16 protein-coding genes and 1 tRNA gene are annotated in these 19,250 nt (G+C 42.7%); 9 read left to right on the forward strand and 8 right to left on the reverse strand.

All coding sequences use genetic code 11. The annotated features are described in order from the left end of the window. Positions 1-319: transposase (locus tag H6F41_RS01550; RefSeq protein ID WP_190401725.1), on the forward strand; the 319-nt coding region annotated here is incomplete at its 5' end. On the opposite strand, the gene H6F41_RS01555 is transcribed toward H6F41_RS01550, so the two are convergent. Further along, the gene (locus tag H6F41_RS01555) at positions 294-659 is read right to left on the reverse strand and encodes a hypothetical protein (RefSeq protein ID WP_190401726.1); all 366 of its coding nucleotides are present in this window, start codon (positions 657-659) and stop codon (positions 294-296) included. The two genes, H6F41_RS01550 and H6F41_RS01555, sit on opposite strands and share 26 nt — an antisense overlap. 32 nt (positions 660-691) lie before the next feature. Here H6F41_RS01555 and H6F41_RS01560 point away from each other — a divergent pair, with 32 nt between their 5' ends. The 4 genes from H6F41_RS01560 to H6F41_RS01575 all read left to right on the forward strand — a co-directional run bounded on the left by H6F41_RS01560 (position 692) and on the right by H6F41_RS01575 (position 7,172). Then, a complete protein-coding gene (locus H6F41_RS01560; protein WP_190401727.1) occupies positions 692-2,296 on the forward strand; it encodes a hypothetical protein in 1,605 nt (534 codons plus the stop codon). Positions 2,297-2,393: 97 nt separating this feature from the next. Further along, a complete protein-coding gene (locus H6F41_RS01565; protein WP_190401728.1) occupies positions 2,394-3,548 on the forward strand; it encodes an ABC transporter ATP-binding protein in 1,155 nt (384 codons plus the stop codon). 16 nt (positions 3,549-3,564) lie between these two features. Then, the gene (locus H6F41_RS01570) at positions 3,565-4,716 is read left to right on the forward strand and encodes an ABC transporter substrate-binding protein (protein WP_199288619.1); all 1,152 of its coding nucleotides are present in this window, start codon (positions 3,565-3,567) and stop codon (positions 4,714-4,716) included. A gap of 20 nt (positions 4,717-4,736) precedes the next feature. Then, a complete protein-coding gene (locus H6F41_RS01575) occupies positions 4,737-7,172 on the forward strand; it encodes a low-complexity tail membrane protein (protein ID WP_190401729.1) in 2,436 nt (811 codons plus the stop codon). A 45-nt stretch (positions 7,173-7,217) separates the two neighbouring features. On the opposite strand, the gene pgeF is transcribed toward H6F41_RS01575, so the two are convergent. Then, complete coding sequence (pgeF, locus tag H6F41_RS01580; protein ID WP_190401730.1) at positions 7,218-7,964, reverse strand: peptidoglycan editing factor PgeF; 747 nt, start codon at positions 7,962-7,964, stop codon at positions 7,218-7,220. Between the two features lie 179 nt (positions 7,965-8,143). Continuing rightward, a complete protein-coding gene (locus H6F41_RS01585; RefSeq protein ID WP_190401731.1) occupies positions 8,144-8,932 on the reverse strand; it encodes a carbonic anhydrase in 789 nt (262 codons plus the stop codon). Positions 8,933-9,128: 196 nt separating this feature from the next. Here H6F41_RS01585 and H6F41_RS01590 point away from each other — a divergent pair, with 196 nt between their 5' ends. Both H6F41_RS01590 and H6F41_RS01595 read left to right on the forward strand, forming a co-directional pair. Beyond that, a complete protein-coding gene (locus tag H6F41_RS01590; RefSeq protein ID WP_190401732.1) occupies positions 9,129-9,653 on the forward strand; it encodes a Ycf51 family protein in 525 nt (174 codons plus the stop codon). Between the two features lie 275 nt (positions 9,654-9,928). After that, the gene (locus tag H6F41_RS01595) at positions 9,929-12,028 is read left to right on the forward strand and encodes a putative bifunctional diguanylate cyclase/phosphodiesterase (RefSeq protein ID WP_190401733.1); all 2,100 of its coding nucleotides are present in this window, start codon (positions 9,929-9,931) and stop codon (positions 12,026-12,028) included. A gap of 97 nt (positions 12,029-12,125) precedes the next feature. Here H6F41_RS01595 and H6F41_RS01600 read toward each other — a convergent pair. From H6F41_RS01600 to H6F41_RS01610, 3 genes are all read right to left on the reverse strand, one after another. After that, positions 12,126-12,197 (reverse strand) — tRNA-Asn (locus tag H6F41_RS01600). 154 nt (positions 12,198-12,351) lie between these two features. Continuing rightward, a complete protein-coding gene (locus H6F41_RS01605; protein ID WP_190401734.1) occupies positions 12,352-13,281 on the reverse strand; it encodes a DMT family transporter in 930 nt (309 codons plus the stop codon). A gap of 57 nt (positions 13,282-13,338) precedes the next feature. Further along, positions 13,339-13,602, reverse strand: a complete 264-nt coding sequence (locus H6F41_RS01610; protein ID WP_190401735.1) for a hypothetical protein — start codon at positions 13,600-13,602, stop codon at positions 13,339-13,341. 408 nt (positions 13,603-14,010) lie between these two features. Between H6F41_RS01610 and H6F41_RS01615 the strand changes: the two genes are divergently transcribed. Continuing rightward, the gene (locus H6F41_RS01615; protein WP_190401736.1) at positions 14,011-15,660 is read left to right on the forward strand and encodes an ArnT family glycosyltransferase; all 1,650 of its coding nucleotides are present in this window, start codon (positions 14,011-14,013) and stop codon (positions 15,658-15,660) included. Positions 15,661-15,712: 52 nt separating this feature from the next. On the opposite strand, the gene H6F41_RS01620 is transcribed toward H6F41_RS01615, so the two are convergent. Together H6F41_RS01620 and H6F41_RS01625 are read right to left on the reverse strand one after the other, a co-directional pair. Next, entirely contained in the window at positions 15,713-16,537 is an 825-nt protein-coding gene (locus H6F41_RS01620; protein ID WP_190401737.1) for a RibD family protein, read from the reverse strand. A gap of 181 nt (positions 16,538-16,718) precedes the next feature. After that, positions 16,719-18,083 carry a DUF3084 domain-containing protein gene (locus H6F41_RS01625; protein WP_190401738.1) on the reverse strand — a complete coding sequence of 455 codons (1,365 nt, stop codon included), beginning with the start codon at positions 18,081-18,083 and terminating at the stop codon, positions 16,719-16,721. Between the two features lie 196 nt (positions 18,084-18,279). On the opposite strand from H6F41_RS01625, the gene H6F41_RS01630 reads away from it, so the two are divergent. After that, the gene (locus tag H6F41_RS01630; protein WP_190401739.1) at positions 18,280-19,218 is read left to right on the forward strand and encodes an AAA family ATPase; all 939 of its coding nucleotides are present in this window, start codon (positions 18,280-18,282) and stop codon (positions 19,216-19,218) included. Positions 19,219-19,250: the final 32 nt, after the last annotated feature.

Consider the following 19,250-nt stretch of genomic DNA (forward strand, 5'->3'; position numbering starts at 1 on the left):
TCCCAAAATAACTGTCATGGTTGATCATGGTTATCATCCTGATAAACTGATCCCTGCTTTAGAAGAGATTTATCCACAGATTATGACCAAGATTAGGTTTAAGGTTGCACCGAAAATGTCTGGTCAGGAAAAGAAGGCTTTGGGCATATCTGGTTTTGTCGTCATTCCTATGCGTTGGATTGTCGAACGTTCCAATGCTTGGATGGATCGTTGCAAAAGTCTGGTCAAAAACTTTGACAGAACTTTAGACAACGCTAATGCGAGAATTCATCTTTGCTTTATTAGGCTTATGCTTAAGCGCCTTGCCAAAGCTTCCTAAGATACCAAATGGGTTCTATAGGTAGACCATCGATTAAGTATTGATATTTTTTCCCAAATAAATATTTAGGCTTTCCAAAAAAATCTTGGGAATCAACAATATCATTTGGTTTTGCTACTAATTTTTGTGTTTGAGCTTTAGCAAAATTAATTTGCTCAGGGAATATAAAGGGAGTCGGTTGACCTATATTGCCATCGACTAGCGATCTCACCCAAATTAATAAACTACTACTGACTAAGACCGCAAGTAATCCGAATCGCAATTTATCCTTTTTAGGATCAGTGGGTTTAGTCTGAGTAGATGTAGGATCAGCAGAACTTATTTCCGATTCATTTTCCATGCTAAGTTTATGATTTTTTAATAGAATACCCTATGCCTAAATTTTCACCAAATTCGCCACAAACAATATCTTGGCTGGATCATGTTGGCAACTGGAATCCTCAACTATTGCGGGAAATTCGCGGCAGATTAAGACTGCGTAACCTCATCGTTGCGATCGCAATATCTATATTATTTCAAATCTTACTGCTGTTGTTTTATAGTCAGCGCGTTCCTGATCCTGAATGTTATACCCAAATACGCGGAATTGGCTGCGCTGGTTCTTGGCAAGACTGGTGGCTAGAGCAGTTTCGATTTATCACTTGGACTGAGCCATTTATTTTGTTCTTGACAGGTGTCTATAGCCTAATTGCCGATCTATCGCTAGAAGACTACAAAGGTACGCTTAACTTTATTCGCATCAGTCCTCGCTCAAGCATCAATATTCTGATGGGCAAGATTATGGGCGTGCCACTACTTGCCTATATCAGCATCGGACTAACGATCCCCTATCAACTGGTAGCGGCAATTGGAGCGAATGTCCCAATTGCCTTTTTAGTCAGCTTTTACACATTGCTACTAGGAACAGCTTTTCTGCTTTTTAGTGCTGCCCTGCTGATTGCATTACTAAGTGGTTGGCAAGCAAAATTTGGTGGGCAGATTGCCACTAGTGCCTTGGTGTTTTCCTTTATTACATTTATTTGGATCGCCCCAGCTTTTGTTTGGTGGAATATTTTTACAACATGGAGTTCCTTTAGCCAAATTCTAGTAGGTGGTCAACTTAACCCAATTCAGGCGGAATGGTGGTATTTGTCGATTACTTCAAATATTGTGACTTCACATATTTTTACGATCGCAAATTTAGCAATTTTTAGTGTTGCGATCTGGCGGGTACTAGAACGACGCTTTCATAATCCCAACACCACCCTCGTCAGTAAAGGACAAAGCTATGGGATCACCAGCTATTTACAAATTCTCATGCTCGGATTTTGTATGCAATCAGGCTTCATTAGCTCAGCGACTAGAGCCAACGACATCCAATTGCTGCTCTTACTAATCATCTACATCGCTAACTTATTCTTACTTTTATCCACGATCTCTGCTCTAACTCCACAGCGACAAGCACTTTTAGACTGGGTAAGGTTTGGAGCCTTATCTACCACCGAAGAACATCCCTCAGGACTGAGTTATATTATTCGAGATTTAATTTGGTCAGACAAAAGCCCAGCCCCCCTTGCGATCGCCCTCAATCTTGTATTTACTCAAGCCCCAATCTTGATTTGGATTAACTCATGGAATCAGCCAGAACTGCGCGGTAAAGCGATGGTTGTCGTCGCATCCCTAAGTCTCACAATTATTTTACTGGCGCTCATTGCCCAACTTGTTTTATTGCTCAAAACCCGCAACCCCTCCGCTTGGGTGACAGGGATTATTGCCGCACTCATTTTCCTCCCTGTTTTAATCATGCTCAATCTATCCCTCAGCCCTGATCGCTATGCTGGACTATGGCTATTTTTTGGATTTCCTTGGCTAGTGATCTCCAACATCACCATCAACGAGATTGTTTTCGCATTTACAGGACAAATTTCCATCATAATTGCCTTGACATTACAACTCATTTATCAGCTACAACGCGGTAGAATGCGAAGAACTCAGTGACCCGAATTTTAGCTTGGAATTTTAGCTTGGAATTTTCCTAGGCACTCTAGAGCTAAAGTTTATGATTAAGGATTAGTAGACGTGGAAATATCACAACATGGCACAGTCAACCACTGCTAAACAGTTCGCCACCGCAACGGGTACTGTCCCCGATGTGGAGCTTCAGAAAGTCTTTAAAATGTTTGGGGCAAATACTGTTGTCCAAGGTGTCGATCTGCAAGTCCAGCGAGGTGAGTTATTCAGCATCTTGGGCCCATCAGGATGTGGCAAGACAACCCTATTGCGCCTAATTGCAGGTTTTGAGCAGCCATCAGCAGGGGAAGTGTTGATCCAAGGCAATCCGATGACCTATATTCCCGCCTATCAGCGCCCTGTCAATACAGTTTTCCAAAGCTATGCCCTCTTTGGACATATGACGATTTTCGATAATGTTGCCTTTGGTCCTTCGGTCAAGGGAGTCGCAAAAGCTGAAGTTCAACAAAGAGTAAAGGATGCCCTCAAGCAAGTTCGTCTCGATCATTTAAGCGATCGTTATCCCAGTCAAATATCAGGTGGTCAGCAGCAACGGGTTGCCCTCGCCCGCGCACTCGTCAATCGACCGAAGGTGATTTTGCTAGATGAACCATTGGCAGCGCTAGATTTCAAACTCCGTAAAGAGATGCAGGTGGAGTTATCTAACTTGCAATACGATCTGGGGATTTCCTTCATTATGGTGACCCATGATCAGGGGGAAGCCTTGGCAATCTCCTCACGTATTGCCGTGATGAATCAAGGCAAAATTGAGCAGATTGGCACACCTTCAGATGTATACGATCGCCCTGCCTCAGCATTTGTTGCCGATTTTGTTGGCGAAACCAATTTGTTTGAATGTCGGGTGATTGAGCAGGATGGCGCATTTGTGGAATTGCGCTCATCAACAGGATTAGCGGTCGTGGCGGCGAAACCAAGACATTGGCGACCAATTCCTGAAGCTGTAGTTAGTGTGCGGCCTGAAAAAATCAAACTCTCGACCGAATATCCAAACCAGCCCTACAACACCTATCGGGGCATTCTCAATAATGTTTTGTATTTGGGCGATCACTCTAAATTTGTAGTGGATTTACATGCCAGTGAAAATGTCCCACCTGTCAGAGTCAATCTAGTGCGCTCAAATCATCAGGGTGACAAAATTCCACCATTCAATAGTCAGGTCTATGTTTCATGGATGCCTGAAGATTGTGTAGCGCTTCCCAAAACTACAGTCGCAACGTGATTCTATTCCTAATCCTATGATCAGTATTTCTCGGCGAAAATTCCTCAAGCAAACTGCCTATGCCACATCTGCCTTTGCGAGTGCGGCGGCATTGGCTAGCTGCGGCATTTTTGATAATAGTCCACAGGCAGAAGGCGAAGGTGGTGAAGATGTAGAGCGCCCTGTCACTCAGGATAAGCAAACCCTATATATCTATGGTTGGGCGACCTATATTGATAATCAAGATGTGATTGATGAATTCACCAAGGAAACAGGAATCAAGGTTGTGGGCGACTCCTACGACTCCAATGAAGTGATGTTAGCGAAACTTGAGGCTTCAGGTGGGCGATCGGGCTATAGCATCATTTATCCTAGCGACTACATGGTGACCCAGATGCGCGATCTGAAGTTGCTTTATCCGCTTAATAAAAAGTTATTACCCAATCTTAAAAATATTGCGCCCCAATATTTAAATCTACCCCATGATCGTGGAGCAGTTTTTAGCGTGCCTGTGAGTTTGGGAACGACGGGGCTTGCCTATAATGTTGAGGCGATCAAGGCGATTATTGGGGAAGAGCCGACGGATTGGAATTATCTATGGCGACACAAGGATGAACTACGAATTACCCTTGTCAATGACCCGCGTGAGGTGATGGGGATGGCGCTGCATGTACTGGGACATTCCTATAACACCACGGAGCCTGACAAAATTGAGGCGGCTTTCCAAAAGTTGCGAGAACTTATGCCTGCGATCGCAAATTTTACGACAGACGCATGGCGAGATCCTCTTGCTTCGGGAGACTTAATGATGTGCATGGTCTTTTCAGGTGATGGGATTAGTCTAGCCAGACAAGATCCGAACATCAAATATGTGTTGCCCAATGATGGCACGTCGATCTGGACGGATACCCTTGCCATCCCTAGAGGTGCGTCGAATATTGCTGGCGCTCATGCTTGGATCAATTATGTAATGCGCCCTGAAGTTGCCGCTAAAATTAGTGATGCCAATAGCTTCGGGACAACAAATCAATTGGCAAAAACGATGATTCCTGATGATCTCAAGGCAATTGAAGCGCTCGAGCCATCGGCAGCGATTACGGCTAAAAGCGATCGCATTGCCAAGCTAGAACCAGAAGTCCTCCAAACCTATGAAGGTTTCTGGACTCGTTTAACCACAGGTTTAGGATAGTTTTTTTTAGGCTAACTGTTATGACATCACCCAATTCCACGGAACCCAACAGCAAAATCTCCCTAGATTCGCCAGATTCACGAAACAATCCATTTATCTGGAGCAATATTGCATTGCTTGCGGCTGTGCCCTGGCTATTGGCGTTAAGCATGGCTGGTTTAGCGGTGGGTGATCCTGTATTTCCTGCATGGTTTGAGATTTTATTACTAGGCGCTCCTGCGATCGCAGTTGTGACTTGGCTCCAGTGGCAGCAACCCTTTTTCCCATTTAGTTTGTGGTTTTTAGCAAAGCCCGCCGACAGTTTGAGTGAGCGTGAGCGGCAAGTATTGTCTTTAGTCAAGCAAAGTCGCAATGGTTGGTACACCACAGGCTGGATTGCGGCATCGGTGGCTTTTGTGACTGGCGTAATTTTTTGCCGTATTTATTTGTCTGCACCCCTTGCCCAGACAATTGCCCCATTTCCGATGGGCTTGCGCCTGTTTGGTATTGTTTGGGCAGAAATTTTCTTTTTTCTGAGTAATGTGTTGCTGCAAGCAGGTATTTCCGCATTGAGAGTCAAGCTTACCCCTGAGTCAGAGTTAGCGAATTTGTCGCCTTTTGCCGTGGAAAAGGTAAAAAACAGCTTTACAAGTATCGGCTGGCAATCACCGCAGCTATTGAAGTTTCTTGAGAATGATCAAGTTGAAGAGCAAGTAGTTAGCAATGATTTACCTAAAGTTGAGGATTCGGCTCAACCTGAAGTAATGCAACCTGAAGTAATTGATGAGCAACAGGATGCTCAAGATGCTGGTGAGTCAGAAGAAACATTACCAGATTCTAGTGAGCCTGCTGAAGTGATTGCTGAGAGTGAGAGTTCAGATTTAGAGGTAAGTGCAGAAGTATATGAAGAGGTAAGTGAAATTGCGATCGCAAATCTTCATACTGAAGAATCGAATGAAGAGGTAAGTGAAATTGCGATCGCAGAATTTGCTGAGGTTGATCAGGTTGCGGAAGAGACTGAACAAATTATAGAAGTAAGTTATGATTTGGCAGATCAGACGGATGCAAGCGAGGAAATCTTAGTGTCAGAACTTGCAGAAGTTGAACCTGAGCAATTAGTCACAGCATCCGATTCTGAAGAATTAGAGCCTATTACTGAAGTAGAATTATCTCCTGAGTCGAATGAGATAATTACCGATGTCATAAGTGATCAGCCAGAAATTGAGGAAATTCAAGATCTAGATACTACTCAAGTATTTACAGAAGCTGAACATCTTGCGACTGTGGTAGATCACCCTGAAGTCGAAGCTGAGCCAATTGAGACAGCCGCAGAAATTACTGAGGAAGTTGTCACAGAGACTCAAGAGCTAGAGATAAATCAAGAGTCTGAAAGCTTAACCGATGAAGAGCCTGAAGTAGTTGCCACAATAGAAGAAGAATTTATTGAAACTACACAAGCTATTAATGAATCTAATGAAGAAGTAATTGTCGCTCTCGAAGATACTGAAGAACCTATTGCTAAATTTGAAGAAGAAGTTATAGTTGCTATTGAAGATTCTGAGCCAATTGCTGAGAATGTTGATCAAGAATTAGAAGTAATTTTCACTGCCGAAGATACTGAATCTATTAATGAATCTGAAGAGGAAGTGATTGTTGCCATTGAAACTTCGGAAGAGGAAATAATTGAAGAGAAAGTTATAGCTGCCATTGCAGATGCTGAAACTACTACTAAATCTGAAGAGGAATTAATAGTTTCTATTGAAGATGCTAAACCGATTGCTGAGAATATTGAGGATGTCCTAGAAACTGCAACTGAAGCAGAGCAAGAACAAGAGCAAACAGAGACTACTCCTGAGAATCTTGTCGATGAGCCTATAGTTGATTCATCAGAACCATTGGAAATTGCTGAAACTATGGAGGAAAATATAGCTGATGAACAACCTCAAATTGATACTGCGGTAGAAAATGCTTTGATGGAGTTTGATATCAATACAGTTGCTAAAGAGAATAAAAAAACTCTTGGCTTTGCAAAAAAGACTCGTAAAGCAGGAAGCCCTCAGAAAAAGAAAGGATTTGGTAAATCCATTAAATCAAGTGATGATGAAATTTTGAATGCGCCAGAAGCGATCGCGATTGCTGAAGAAACTGCTGCGATCGCAGAACCAGTCATCAATGAGGTTGAGCAGTCTAACGACTCCGATAATGCCGATAATTTAGCCACACCCACTGAAACACCTGTCGAAGAAATTGCTGAAGCTCAGAAAAAATCCCCTAAGTATTTGGTGGAGGAGTTTTTAGTGGATAAATTTCTGGCTCGGCTCGAAGAACTCAACAACCCTGACAAGGACAACAAAAATACACAAGTAGGCAATTCTGAGCCAGTAAATACATCCGAGCCACCAACCCAAAATAATGATGAATTTGCTGACCTTGAAGCATTAATCGATCGCAAATCATCTCTTGAAGATTCTGAATAAAAAAGAGCCAGTGCTAAGCACTGGCTCTTTTTTATTTTTTTGTGATTAGGCGATCGCAATACCTGACCATTGCACCTGTGGCGCTTTGGGATGGGGATTAGGATTATTCAAGAAATAACGACGATAGGAAAAGAAAATCTCTTCATTTTGCAAAGTGCAGTAAGGTGCGATCGCAATATTTTCGAGAGGCATTCCTAATTCCTGAAGCTGCTGTGCTTGCACTTGGCGCAAATCTAGCTTCACCCGTTCAGGGTGATCATCGGGATGTAAACCCACCGACTGCTTAATTGTTGCCGTCACCTGATGCGCCACATCCTGAGTCACCTGATAGGAACTACCTGAAATTGCGGGGCCAAGAGCCACCCGTAAATCCTTGAGATCACTACCGCGATCGCACAGGGTGGTAATTGCCTTAGTCACAATGCCCGCCGCCGTACCACGCCAACCCGCATGGACAGCCGCAACTGAGCCTGATTTGCAATCGCCAATTAGGACAGGCACACAGTCTGCCGTACAAACCCATACCGAATGATTGCCTTGCTTGGCATCTTTAGTTGTCCACACACCATCAGCTTCTGGTAGTGGTGACTCAGAATCAATCTCATCGGCATGAACCAAGCGATTGCCATGTACTTGTTTTGCTCGATAGGCGCGACCCGATGCTACAAGGTGATTATGCAGATCGTTGGGTAATTTTGGCGCGTGCGATCGTGTAAAAAATCCATGTTGCCATTCAGACAATAAATGGCAAGTGAGTCTGCCATCCTGCCATTGCCACTGATTTGCACTCATTAACTTTTGGGTCACAATACTTTCAAAAACTTGATTGCGGTAAATTGATTGCGGTTAAGTAGCTAGGGGCAATAAATATACAACCCTAAAACCTGTGGCGCACGCTGCGCGTGCGCCACAGGTTTTAGATATGGTTTTTAATTATGCCTAGCTACTTAGTTAGATCGTAACATCAATCATTAACGATGTAGTTGTACAGTTCTGCCATTGAGTGACTGGAGGGGACGCGCATCAACCTGATAAATATTGGCAAAGGTTTCAATCTGCTCTGCGGAAACTGTAATTGGTGCTTGCAGAATATTCCAACTTACACCTTCACTACAGGGCGGCGTAGTCAATGAGCCATTGTAACTAAAATAGGCTTTACTTTTAGGCAATAAATCTGCCACATTAATTTTGCGATCGCTAACGGTATTCGTCTCACCAACCTTGGGAATTTGATTCCAGATTTCGGCAATCATAGGATTAGCAGCACCTTGATTAATTAACACACCGACTACGGCAAGTTGTCCCAAATTATTGCGATGCACTAAATGTAATTCCATGGCAGCCGCGCGATCGTTAATTTCATGTTCACTAGGGGTATGGAAATGAAATTGCAGTAAATCGTATTTTTTACCATCAATAGTAACGCTACTACCTTGAGCATAGTTGATCTGAATCGTATGCCCATTATTCACAATCTCCAACGGAGAATCCTTGTAATCAAAGCTAATATTTGCCGTACTAGATGTCACCGCATTTTTGATGTTGATCGGTGACTGATCCTTGCCCTGTTCGCACATAGCAAAATCCTTGCTGAGATGTCCCCATTGCGTAGGGTTATCTGCGCCTCCATAGCTCCAATGCACTGCGCCCACTCCAGCTAACACTGGCGAAGCAACGAGTACAAAAGATAGACTGACCAAAATTGCGATCGCAAATAGTGAATATTTGACTAAATGCTTGACATGATTTTGATTGTTCATGTTGAGATCTCTCAATTTAAATTTCTTAAATTTAAGCGAACAGGGTTTATATTACATTTAACTATGAAACCCAGATAAATTTTAAAAAAGCTTGCAACACAAGCTTTTTTAAAATTTATCTGGGTTTGCGGTTTGCTGTGCAAGCCACTATAAAATGAACTCAGTAGTTATTAAAAAATTCACAATAAATTAATTTATGTCGCTAACGCCTGCTTTATTTGGTCAACTCGCACAAGTCATGGGCGTATTTGTTTTAGTCTGTGCCTTAATTACGGGACTAGCAGTAGCATTTAAGTGGAGTTGGCGCTATCGAATGGTGGGTGCAACTCTGTTTTCCGTAGTTTTAGTAGTTGGATTGTTCTCCCTTAGTTTTGAGCCAATTACTCGCTCATCCATCGAAGGCTCTGTTCCCTTCAAGTTGGTATACGATCGCTTTGGACCACAGGCAACGATCGCCGTCGCACCCACAATTACACCACAAGAGCTAGAGTCAACCTTAAAACAAGCCAGCAGCAACCTATTTTCATCGGGTCGCAATAGCCAAGGCAGTGATCAGATGAAAATCTATGCGCGTACAATCATTCACCCCCGCGAAGGTGTCTCCAAACCACTATATCTGGGCTTTGTAAAACGATCCCTCAGCTTACGAAACGACCCCAATATTGAAGTTCAAGTCTTTACTGACAAATTCGCTGAGCTACCACAAGCCTCAAATTCTTAAGTAGCTAGGTGCAAAACCCTAAAACCTGTGGCGCGCGCAGCGTGCGCCACAGGTTTTAGCTCTAGGTTTTAATTATGCCCAGCTACTTAGTTACGTTAGGACAAACCTAAAAGCCAAAAAAGAGTGGCGGCGCGAAACGCCGCCACTCTTTTTTGGATACTTACTAAAAAATAAGGAGTAGATAGTTATTTCCCCTATTTTTAGTTAAATTTATACTGATTTTTATGCAAATATATGTTTTGATTTAAATATCATCAGTCAAAGCTTTTACAATTATGCAAGACAACATTTCTGACATGTTATTGACATTAATTGACTGTGTTGATCGTATTACCAATTCTGAACAGTTAAGCCAACAACAGCAGAATGACTTAATAACTATTAAATCAATTGGTGAATCTCTCGGCAACTGCTTTGATAACCTTGACAAAGAAATAGGTAATCTCAAACAAAGAATTAGACAACTAAATCAGTCTCAGCTAAATGTCGCAGAGCAAAATGAAGACAAAATCTATGTTTTATTAGCATTAATGTTCGCACGTCTCAAACAAGCGATCAATGTTAATGATCTACTAGAAACTGTCGTCATAGAGACATATCAATTACTACAAAAAGATCATGTAATTGTCTATCAATTTACTGAGCAAGATTCCCAACCTATTGAGTATGAAGCAGTTTGCGCTCCCCATCGCTCTTTATTAGGACAACTCCTACCATCAATTTATACTGATCGCCAATGGTTAGATAATTACCGAACCTGCATTAGTCAGGTTATTCATGATCTTAATGCTCCCGATGTTGATTCCAAAATCACGGATTCGCTCATTCCCTTAGGTGTACACTCTAGCATCGCTGTTGCGATTCCCAGCGATAAAAAATTGTGGGGATTACTGATTATTCATCAATATGATGATATGCAGGCTTGGCAACCATGGGAAATAGAGCTACTAGAAAATTTGGGAACTCAGCTTGCGATCGCAATTCATCAAATGCAATTACTAATGAAATCCGATGACATTAGAATTGAGCGCGATAAAATTATTGCCAAACTGCATCATAGTCAACTCCATGACTCTTTAACAGGTTTACCAAATCGAGACTCATTTATGAAGTCTCTAGATTTAGCATTTGCAAAATTAAAATCTGAGTCTAGTCATAATTTTGGGGTGTTATTTATAGACTGCGATCGCTTCAAATTGATTAATGATAACTTTGGCATTTCTATTGGTGATCAACTTTTAAAGGATATTAGTAAGCGTCTATCTGTACATCAAAAAATTAATACAACGATAGCAAGAATCGATAGTGATGAATTTGCAATTCTAGTTGAGAGTAATGATCAAGACTATCCAGAACTAGAAAGCCTAATCACAGAATTAGCAAATCAAATTATAGAAGATATTAAGCAAGAGTTTTTGATTGAAGAATATCAAATCTTCACCTCTGTTAGTATTGGCATTGCCATCAGTGATCTTGAATATATATGTGCCAATGAAATTCTACGGGATGCTCATATTGCCATGCACTATTCCCGTAGTTTTGGTCGAGGTAAACAGGCTGTATTTAAAACTGATATGAATCAAGGTGCGAGGGCACGTTGGCAACTCGAAAATGATTTACGTCAAGCTATTGCCAAACAAGAATTTCACTTGGTTTATCAGCCCATCGTTTCGCTACATCAACACAGACTAACAGGTTTTGAAGTTTTACTGCGCTGGATGCATCCTTTACAAGGGCTAATTTCTCCACAAGAATTTCTACCAATTCTAGAAGAGACTGAAGAGATTATTGATGTAGGCTATTGGGTTTTAGTATCTGCTTGTAAACAGCTCCGAAAATGGCAACAAGACTTTCCCAAAATTCCACCGCTGACCCTAAGTATTAATGTTTCCACCGTTCAAGTAATGCAACTAGATTTTGTGGAACGGATTCAATCAATTATTGAAGAACAACAGATTTTACCTAGCTCTATCAAGTTAGAGTTGACTGAAACTATCTTAATGAATAACATTACCGTCTCTTCGCAAAAGCTGGAACAATTGCGCGAGTTAGGAGTACAGGTATACATCGATGATTTCGGCACTGGCTACTCATCGTTTAGCTATCTGCAACGACTCCCCATCGATGTACTAAAGATTGATCGCAGTTTTACCAGCAAGGTTTCTACCGATATCAAAAGCCAAAGAATTATTCAGTCTATTTTGCGCCTCGCTAACACTCTAGGCATGGGCATTGTCATTGAGGGTGTGGAGACAGCGCAAGAACTAGGTTATTTTGAAGAACTAGGGGGTAGCTGCATTGATATACAGGGATTCTTTATTTCTCATCCTCTCGATAGCCACAAAGCTACTCAATGGATTGAATCTACAACTTAAGAACACAATTAGGGGCAGCGCAGTTGTCCCTAATTATGTTTTAAGTCGCTAAAAAAAAGAGACTTGGCATTACTGCCAAGTCTCTTTTTTTAATTAACTCCCCAGGCGGGATTCGAACCTGCGACCGATCGGTTAACAGCCGATTGCTCTACCACTGAGCTACTGAGGAATGTAGCGCGTTTGCTGTGTCATTGACTTCAGCGTTAATAACTATAGCGTATAAATGTGGCAATCGTGCAACCTTTTTTAAATTTTTTTTCAAAAAAAACAACTTTCAATCCTGTAACCTTTGCCAAGCAAGGGTTACAGGATTTTAGATTGCATTAGTTTTTTGACTTGGTGCTGAGAGAAGTTGCCATGGAACCAGCCACAACTGCGATCGCACCAATCCAACCCAATAAACTAAGGGGTGAATGCGCTAATAATTGCGGTACAAAGTTTGGCAAGATTGCTGATGCCGAAAGGGTAATTAGGGGTGTGAGCGTCAAAACTACGCTCACCCGTGACGCTTCCCAATGCTCAAGGGCTGCTGCAAATGCTCCATAGCCCAGCAAGGTATTAAACGCACAAAATATTAAAATCGCTAGATGCGAACCAGATAGGTTGAGCAAGCTTGCGGGTTGTGCCATCGGTGCAAATAAAGCAGCGGCACTCAAATATAGAGCCAACATCACCGATGGTGATGGTAAATGCAGTAGCAATTGTTTTTGCGCTAGACCATAGAATGCCCAGACAATTGCTCCTAGTATTAGTAAAACATTGCCCCACAGGTAGCTGTCAAAGGTGGTGACTAGCGATCGCAATTGATCATGGGAAAATAGCACCAGTCCAAACACCAGTAAGGTAATGCCGCCCCACTGCCAATAGTTATATTTCTCTTTGAAAATTACTAATGAAGCTAGTCCCATCATTACAGGCGCTAGCTGGGTTAAAACTTGAGCATTATTTGCAGAGGTCTTGCCCAAGCCAATTAAAAACAAAATGTAGTTTAGCGATAGTCCTGCCACCGCAATTAAAAATATTGGCAAAGATAGTTTGCGTAACTGTTGCCATGTGGGGAACTGTCGCCGCATCGCCAGATAGCCCCCCAACACAACTCCTGCCACCGTAAACCGAAACCACGTCACGGTAAAGGGATCTAATTCTTGGAGGACGATCTTGAGTGCGATCGCTAAAAATCCCCAAAGTAAAACCGTAAGTAAGGACAGCGCTAGACCTAAACGCGCTCGCCCCGAAGCTTGATGTAAAGGCATTGAGATGTTGGATTGATAACGTAATCAAAGAGGGACACATTGTGTCCCCTTTTGATTTTAGGCAAACATCTCGACGCTGGAGGAATAAACTGGCTCAACATGAATTGCAATGACACGCTTGGGGCGGACTAACAAAATCTCATTTAACTCAGCCTTGATGGGAATAGGCATGAGGTCATCTTCATTAGACTTTGCCTTAAATTGTGATGCGTACCAAGTTTTTACTTCTTCGATGGTCGTAAATTTTGTGGTTACCTCTTGTCCACCTTCTAGCTTTAAATGCACGATGTATTCATTAGGCTTTCTTGGTTCTCTTGGCATGGCGATCCACTCTGTCTAAATTTCATGTAATCATGCCGAATTATATAGCAATTGACAGTTAGCTCGTACAAACCAAAAAACCGAAGAGAGAGTGGCGGCGCTTTGTGCCACAACTCTCTCTTCGGGTGTCACGTCCTACACAAAAATTGCTTGGCTATATAGCAAATGCCAGAGTGATTCATGGAAAGACAATCGGCTTGAGCCAACTGTTAGCGAAGATTTCCGCTCCATAAAATGATTTAGGATTGCTATATAGATCTTGCAATTAAATATAAAAACCCAAAACCTGTGGCGCACGCGCAGCGTGTGCCACAGGTTTTGGTTCTGGGTTTTAGCTATATCTGGCTATTTAGCTGGACGCAATTAAATTAAATAAATTAAATAAATTAAATCTAAAAGGAATCTAGTGTGAAAATTCATAAGTGGGCGATCGCCATATTATTGTGGGGTTTCCTGTTTAGGGCTGTATGTGCCATCTATCTCAATATTGGTTTTGATGAGTCTTACTATTACCTCTATACCCAAAATCTCCATCTCAGCTATTTTGATCATCCGCCACTGGTTGCATTTACGGCAGGGTTTGGTATCTGGTTAACAGGAGCAGTGACACCTTTTACCCTGCGGATTGGTGGAGTTCTGCTCTATACAGGCACATTAATTTTTTCCTATTTAGCCAGTAAAAGGCTATTTGGCGATCGCACTGCTACCTTAACTCTGGCAATTCTGACTACGATTCCTGTTTTTCAGATTGCCTTTGGGATTCTCACCCTGCCCGACAATGCTTTGATGTTCTTTTGGGCAGCTTGTTTATGGGTGGCTGCGGCAGAATTTTTCCCGAATGGTCACAATATTCAAAATCAACCCCAAAATCAACTCAAATATCAGCCCACCTATCGCCTCGCAATCATTGGTTTATGTGTTGGGCTTGCCTTTTTAGGTAAGTACCATGGCGCATTACTTGGTGGTGGACTATTACTGTTTTGTTTGCTGAGTCCACCCCATCGCCGCGCCCTATTTTCACCATGGACTGTGGCATCTTTTTTACTATTTGCGATCGCAATTTCTCCAGTTTTGATCTGGAATGCCCAACATGAATTTGCCTCATTTCGCTTTCAGAGTGGTCGTGCTGTACCTTCAGAGGGCTATAACCTAGAGCGCTTGTTGGTGACTATTTTATTGGCTCTGGGCTATCTTTTCCCGACTTTTGGTATTCCCTTGTGGTGGACTGGTTTTCGGACGTTGGGAGAGTTGCTGCAAGGGGCAAAACAAATTCCAAAAAAAGTAGATGCAGGTGATGATGAAACTGCGATCGCAAATAATTTGTTGCAAAGCAAACGACTGCTAATCCTCTGTGTGTCGATGCCGATTTTCTTTGGGTTTACCTTTTTGGGTGGTTTTATCCAAATTTTGCCGTCATGGCATATGCCCGGATTTTTTGGGGCAACCCTGTTACTCGGCGAAAGAGCGGCGCAAGTGCAATTACAACGACCCAAATTTATTCGCAATTGGCTCTGGGGTTCGGGAGTAGTTATTTTGCCACTGTTGCTGATTGGCTTGCTGCATGTGCATTGGGGCATTGCGCAAAAGGGTGGAGATAATGCGATCTCAGGTGGTTTCTTGGAAGCCAAAGACGATGCTTCTACCCAAATGATTGATATTGAACAGTTACGCCAAGCCTTTATCGATTCACCAATACTGAAGGAAGAACTCCAAAAAGCCGATTTTGTGTTTAGTAATAACTTCTTTATGGCAGGACAAGTGGGCATGGCAATCGAGCCACTGGGTAAAAAAATCACTTGCTTCGATGAGGATTTACGCGGTTTTGCCTATTGGAGTAAGGCTCAGGATTTTGTCGGCAAGACTTCGCTTTATATCACCTCCGAGCAGTTTCTCAAGGATGAGCGCTTTCCCCAACCTTTAGATAAATACAAGGATTACTTTCAATCCTTAGAAAAAATTGCCGATGTGCCGATTAAGCGTGGTGGTCAAGCCGTCCAAATTTTTCCTGTCTATCGCGCTTCACCGATGCTCAAACCCTATCCAAGACCCTACGGCTAATATCCAAGTAAATGGCGGCGCAGAGCGCCGCCATTTACTTGGATATTACACTTCAAAATTGATAGCGTAAAAACAACTCAGAATCAGCTTCATAGATTGATCGCAATTTTAGTTTTGGCAAATCACCACCGCCTAACCCGTAGCCTGTGCCACCAACGACCGTCATATTCTCTGCACCGCCAACTATATGGGGCGAAAGGCTAAGAAACATCTCATCGGCAAAGCCTTGGGATATGAACGCATAGTTTAAAGCGGCACCACCTTCTACTAAAAGCCGCTTGACTCCAAGCTTCTCAAATAGCCAAGTTAAAACTTGTTTGAGGTCAATTTGCTGATTTTGGGTGGGGAATCGGAAAATTTGCGATCGCGATTCTACCCAAGGCTCAATCACGGTCTTTTCACCGATTAAAACGACTCGATAATCTCTTTCGGCTTCCCAAAAGCGATGCTCTTGTGGGAAACCACCTGAATTACTGATCACAATGCCCAAAGGTTGGGGCTTCTCAAAATTTTTCTGACGCTCAGCTAATAGCTCAGGTGGCACGGTTGGAACAAACACATCACGGCGCAAGGTTTCGCCGCCAACTAAAACGGCATCAAATTGCGATCGTAATCTTTTCATTAACCAGCGATCGGGACGTGAACCTAAACCTGTTAGTTTCCCCTCATGGGTTGTGGCTTTGCCATCAACACTAGAAACCATATTAAAAGCAATGTAGGGGCGTTTCGCAGTGCGATGATCTGAGCCGTCCAGTTCAAAATTTACACCTGTAACGGGAAGTGCTAATTCCTCAAAGCTATAAATGCAATCATGAGATGAGAACAGATTTTTAGAATCTTGAATCAAATTACGACTAAATTCAATCTTCCAATCCATGTAATACTCCTAGAAATTCATCGTTTTATTTTGTTCTCTTCCTTAATGTCCATTTTATATAGAGTTTCTCAATCTGGTGAGGTATATATGTTTTTGTCCAAGCTATTTGAACAAATGGCTTAAGTCCCTTACCTGTACTTCAATAGCATGAGAATTGCTATAAATAAGTAGCTAAACATATCTAACCAAAACGTCCAATCTCAACACCATTTTGACGGATGACTAGCTCTAGACTCATAGAACTAGCAGGGAAGATGGCTTCCTTAGTAACGGCTTTAATCTCGTAAGGAGATTTGAGATCGATCATCACTCTAAACATATCGGACAAAGCCTCTGGTGGGAAATTACCGACCTTGCCTGTAATCGGATTGGCAAGTACACCTTCACGCTGAGCGCGGAAACTAACTAACAGAAATAATTGTTCAACCCTTGATGCGAGGGCTTGTGGCGATAGGTCAGGGGTAAATTGTAGGGTTGCAATCTCAGCTCCCGCCGCAAAAATCTGGCGATTGAGCGTAACATCGGCTGCGATCGCAATTCTTGTTTCCCGCTTGAGAAAGTTACCCGCAGAAAGAATCCTAATCACATAGCTTTGTCCATCTTTTATCCGATCTAGCAAGCCCTGAATTTGGGCTTCAGTAATTCTAATTACGGGTTCTTCGGGCGCTTGATTGGGCAAGAAATCGAGAAGTTCGCGGGCATTCAGTTCTGCTTGCTGTAGTAGTTGGGTACTTGCCTGACGCAACTCAGAGGGGGTCAAGTTAGGACGAACAACACCAATCGATAAAATTTGATCAGAAAAAATAGCCACATTGCCTTTGCGTAGAGCCTCAAGACTAATTAGCAATTGTTCGCGAGCAGCTTCCAAGGATGTCACTTCTGCACCAAGTGCTACCCGTTGTTTTTCAATCTCGACTAGACGTTGTTCTGACTCATCAACCCTTTGCTTAAGCGTTTCGCGATCACGAGAAATACTCGCTAACTCAGTAGAAATTCTTTCTTTTTCATCCCGAAGCTGACTACTTTCAGCTTGGAGACTTTCTTGCTCGGCGCTCAAACTTTGAATGCGATCGCGTAAATCTGCTTCCTGTTGCGAAGCTTTTTGCAACTGCTCATCTGCTTCTTTAAATTTACTTTCGACCGATTGTAATAACTTTTGGGTTTCTAACTGTTTTTTCAGAGATTGCTCTAAGGACTGATTAATACTAGTCAGATTTTGTTGTGCTTTTTCCTGTTCTTGTTTTGCAGACTGTAGGGCAGTTTCAATTTTTTGCTTTTCCTGTTGACTGCTGGATAATTCGGCACGAATACTTTCTAAACGAAATAAGCCATCCCTGAGTTGTCCACTCAGGAGTAACAAAATTCCTAATGTCGAAGCCGAAATCATTCCCCCAGTTGCGATCGTCACAACTGTAGCAGTGTCACGCGGTCTGAGGTTAAACATACTAAGACGCGCTTTTCCAACCTTAGTGCCGATGCGATCGCCCAACGTCGCGATCATGCCACCTAAGATCAAAATCGCTAAAATCAGCGTATATCCAGCCATGTAACTCCTACATCCTCACGCTGTTGATTTTAGCAGACAATCTAGATCTCCCTTCACCCAACCCGTCTACGGTTGGCGTGGATATAGACTGAATAATGAAGATAATGAACATGATAACCAACCAACTAGTTTAGATAAAGCTAAACTAATTGGCTTAGTCTTAACTAACGCAAGATAGAACCAAGTAACGCCAAATATGGAAAAGCAATTTAAAGTCCAGCAATTAGTTGACAACCTATCCAAAGCAATTGTTGGCAAAGATGAAGCCATTCAACTGGTTTTAGTCGCCTTATTCTCAGGTGGTCATGCGTTGCTGGAAGATGTGCCGGGGGTGGGCAAGACTTTACTCGCAAAATCCTTAGCCGCTTCGATTTCTGGAAAGTTTCAACGGGTGCAATGTACTCCCGATCTACTGCCCACAGATATTACGGGAACAAATATCTGGAATCCGCAAAAAGCCGAATTTCAGTTTTTACCAGGGCCAGTATTTGCGAATGTGTTACTTGCCGATGAAATCAATCGAGCCACACCACGCACTCAATCGGCGCTTTTGGAAGTGATGGAGGAAGGGCAGGTAACTGTTGATGGCATATCCCGCAAAGTACCATCACCATTTTTTGCGATCGCAACTCAAAACCCAATTGAATATCAAGGGACTTTTCCATTGCCCGAAGCCCAACTCGATCGCTTTGCGCTTTCCTTTAGCATTGGCTATCCCAATGAAGTGGAAGAACTAGAAATGTTGAAGCGGATGCAAACTGGACAAATTGGTTCTGCTCAATTGGAAGCCTGTATAACACCTGAAGAGGTTCTAGAACTTCGGAATTTCTGTTCTCAAGTGCCTGTTAGTGATGCAACTAGTCAATACATTGTCAATGTTGTTCGCGCCACCCGTGAAGATGAAGAAATCACCCTCGGCGTGAGTCCTAGAGGCACTACAGCATTATTGCGATCAGCGCAAAGCTATGCCTTTATTCGGCAAATGCTCGATCGCGATCGCCAGTCTAACTATGTGCTGCCCGATGATGTGAAATTTCTTGCCCCCTATGTACTGGGACATCGGATTATGACCGCAGGTAGACGCTCACCCAAAAAAATTATCCAGCGTTTACTGGATGCGGTGGCTGTGCCATAAAAACTAGATTGCAGTGCCGTCCGCGTAGCGGA

This window comes from Pseudanabaena mucicola FACHB-723, assembly GCF_014696385.1.
Taxonomy (GTDB): domain Bacteria; phylum Cyanobacteriota; class Cyanobacteriia; order Pseudanabaenales; family Pseudanabaenaceae; genus Pseudanabaena.

What these genes read in the sequence shown, in the direction of transcription:
- H6F41_RS01555 (WP_190401726.1), bottom strand. Translation starts at nt 659, where the DNA reads ATGGAAAATGAATCGGAAATAAGTTCTGCTGATCCTACATCTACTCAG.
- H6F41_RS01560 (WP_190401727.1), top strand. Translation starts at nt 692, where the DNA reads ATGCCTAAATTTTCACCAAATTCGCCACAAACAATATCTTGGCTGGAT.
- H6F41_RS01565 (WP_190401728.1), top strand. Translation starts at nt 2,394, where the DNA reads ATGGCACAGTCAACCACTGCTAAACAGTTCGCCACCGCAACGGGTACT.
- H6F41_RS01570 (WP_199288619.1), top strand. Translation starts at nt 3,565, where the DNA reads ATGATCAGTATTTCTCGGCGAAAATTCCTCAAGCAAACTGCCTATGCC.
- H6F41_RS01575 (WP_190401729.1), top strand. Translation starts at nt 4,737, where the DNA reads ATGACATCACCCAATTCCACGGAACCCAACAGCAAAATCTCCCTAGAT.
- pgeF (WP_190401730.1), bottom strand. Translation starts at nt 7,964, where the DNA reads ATGAGTGCAAATCAGTGGCAATGGCAGGATGGCAGACTCACTTGCCAT.
- H6F41_RS01585 (WP_190401731.1), bottom strand. Translation starts at nt 8,932, where the DNA reads ATGAACAATCAAAATCATGTCAAGCATTTAGTCAAATATTCACTATTT.
- H6F41_RS01590 (WP_190401732.1), top strand. Translation starts at nt 9,129, where the DNA reads ATGTCGCTAACGCCTGCTTTATTTGGTCAACTCGCACAAGTCATGGGC.
- H6F41_RS01595 (WP_190401733.1), top strand. Translation starts at nt 9,929, where the DNA reads ATGCAAGACAACATTTCTGACATGTTATTGACATTAATTGACTGTGTT.
- H6F41_RS01605 (WP_190401734.1), bottom strand. Translation starts at nt 13,281, where the DNA reads ATGCCTTTACATCAAGCTTCGGGGCGAGCGCGTTTAGGTCTAGCGCTG.
- H6F41_RS01610 (WP_190401735.1), bottom strand. Translation starts at nt 13,602, where the DNA reads ATGCCAAGAGAACCAAGAAAGCCTAATGAATACATCGTGCATTTAAAG.
- H6F41_RS01620 (WP_190401737.1), bottom strand. Translation starts at nt 16,537, where the DNA reads ATGGATTGGAAGATTGAATTTAGTCGTAATTTGATTCAAGATTCTAAA.
- H6F41_RS01625 (WP_190401738.1), bottom strand. Translation starts at nt 18,083, where the DNA reads ATGGCTGGATATACGCTGATTTTAGCGATTTTGATCTTAGGTGGCATG.
- H6F41_RS01630 (WP_190401739.1), top strand. Translation starts at nt 18,280, where the DNA reads ATGGAAAAGCAATTTAAAGTCCAGCAATTAGTTGACAACCTATCCAAA.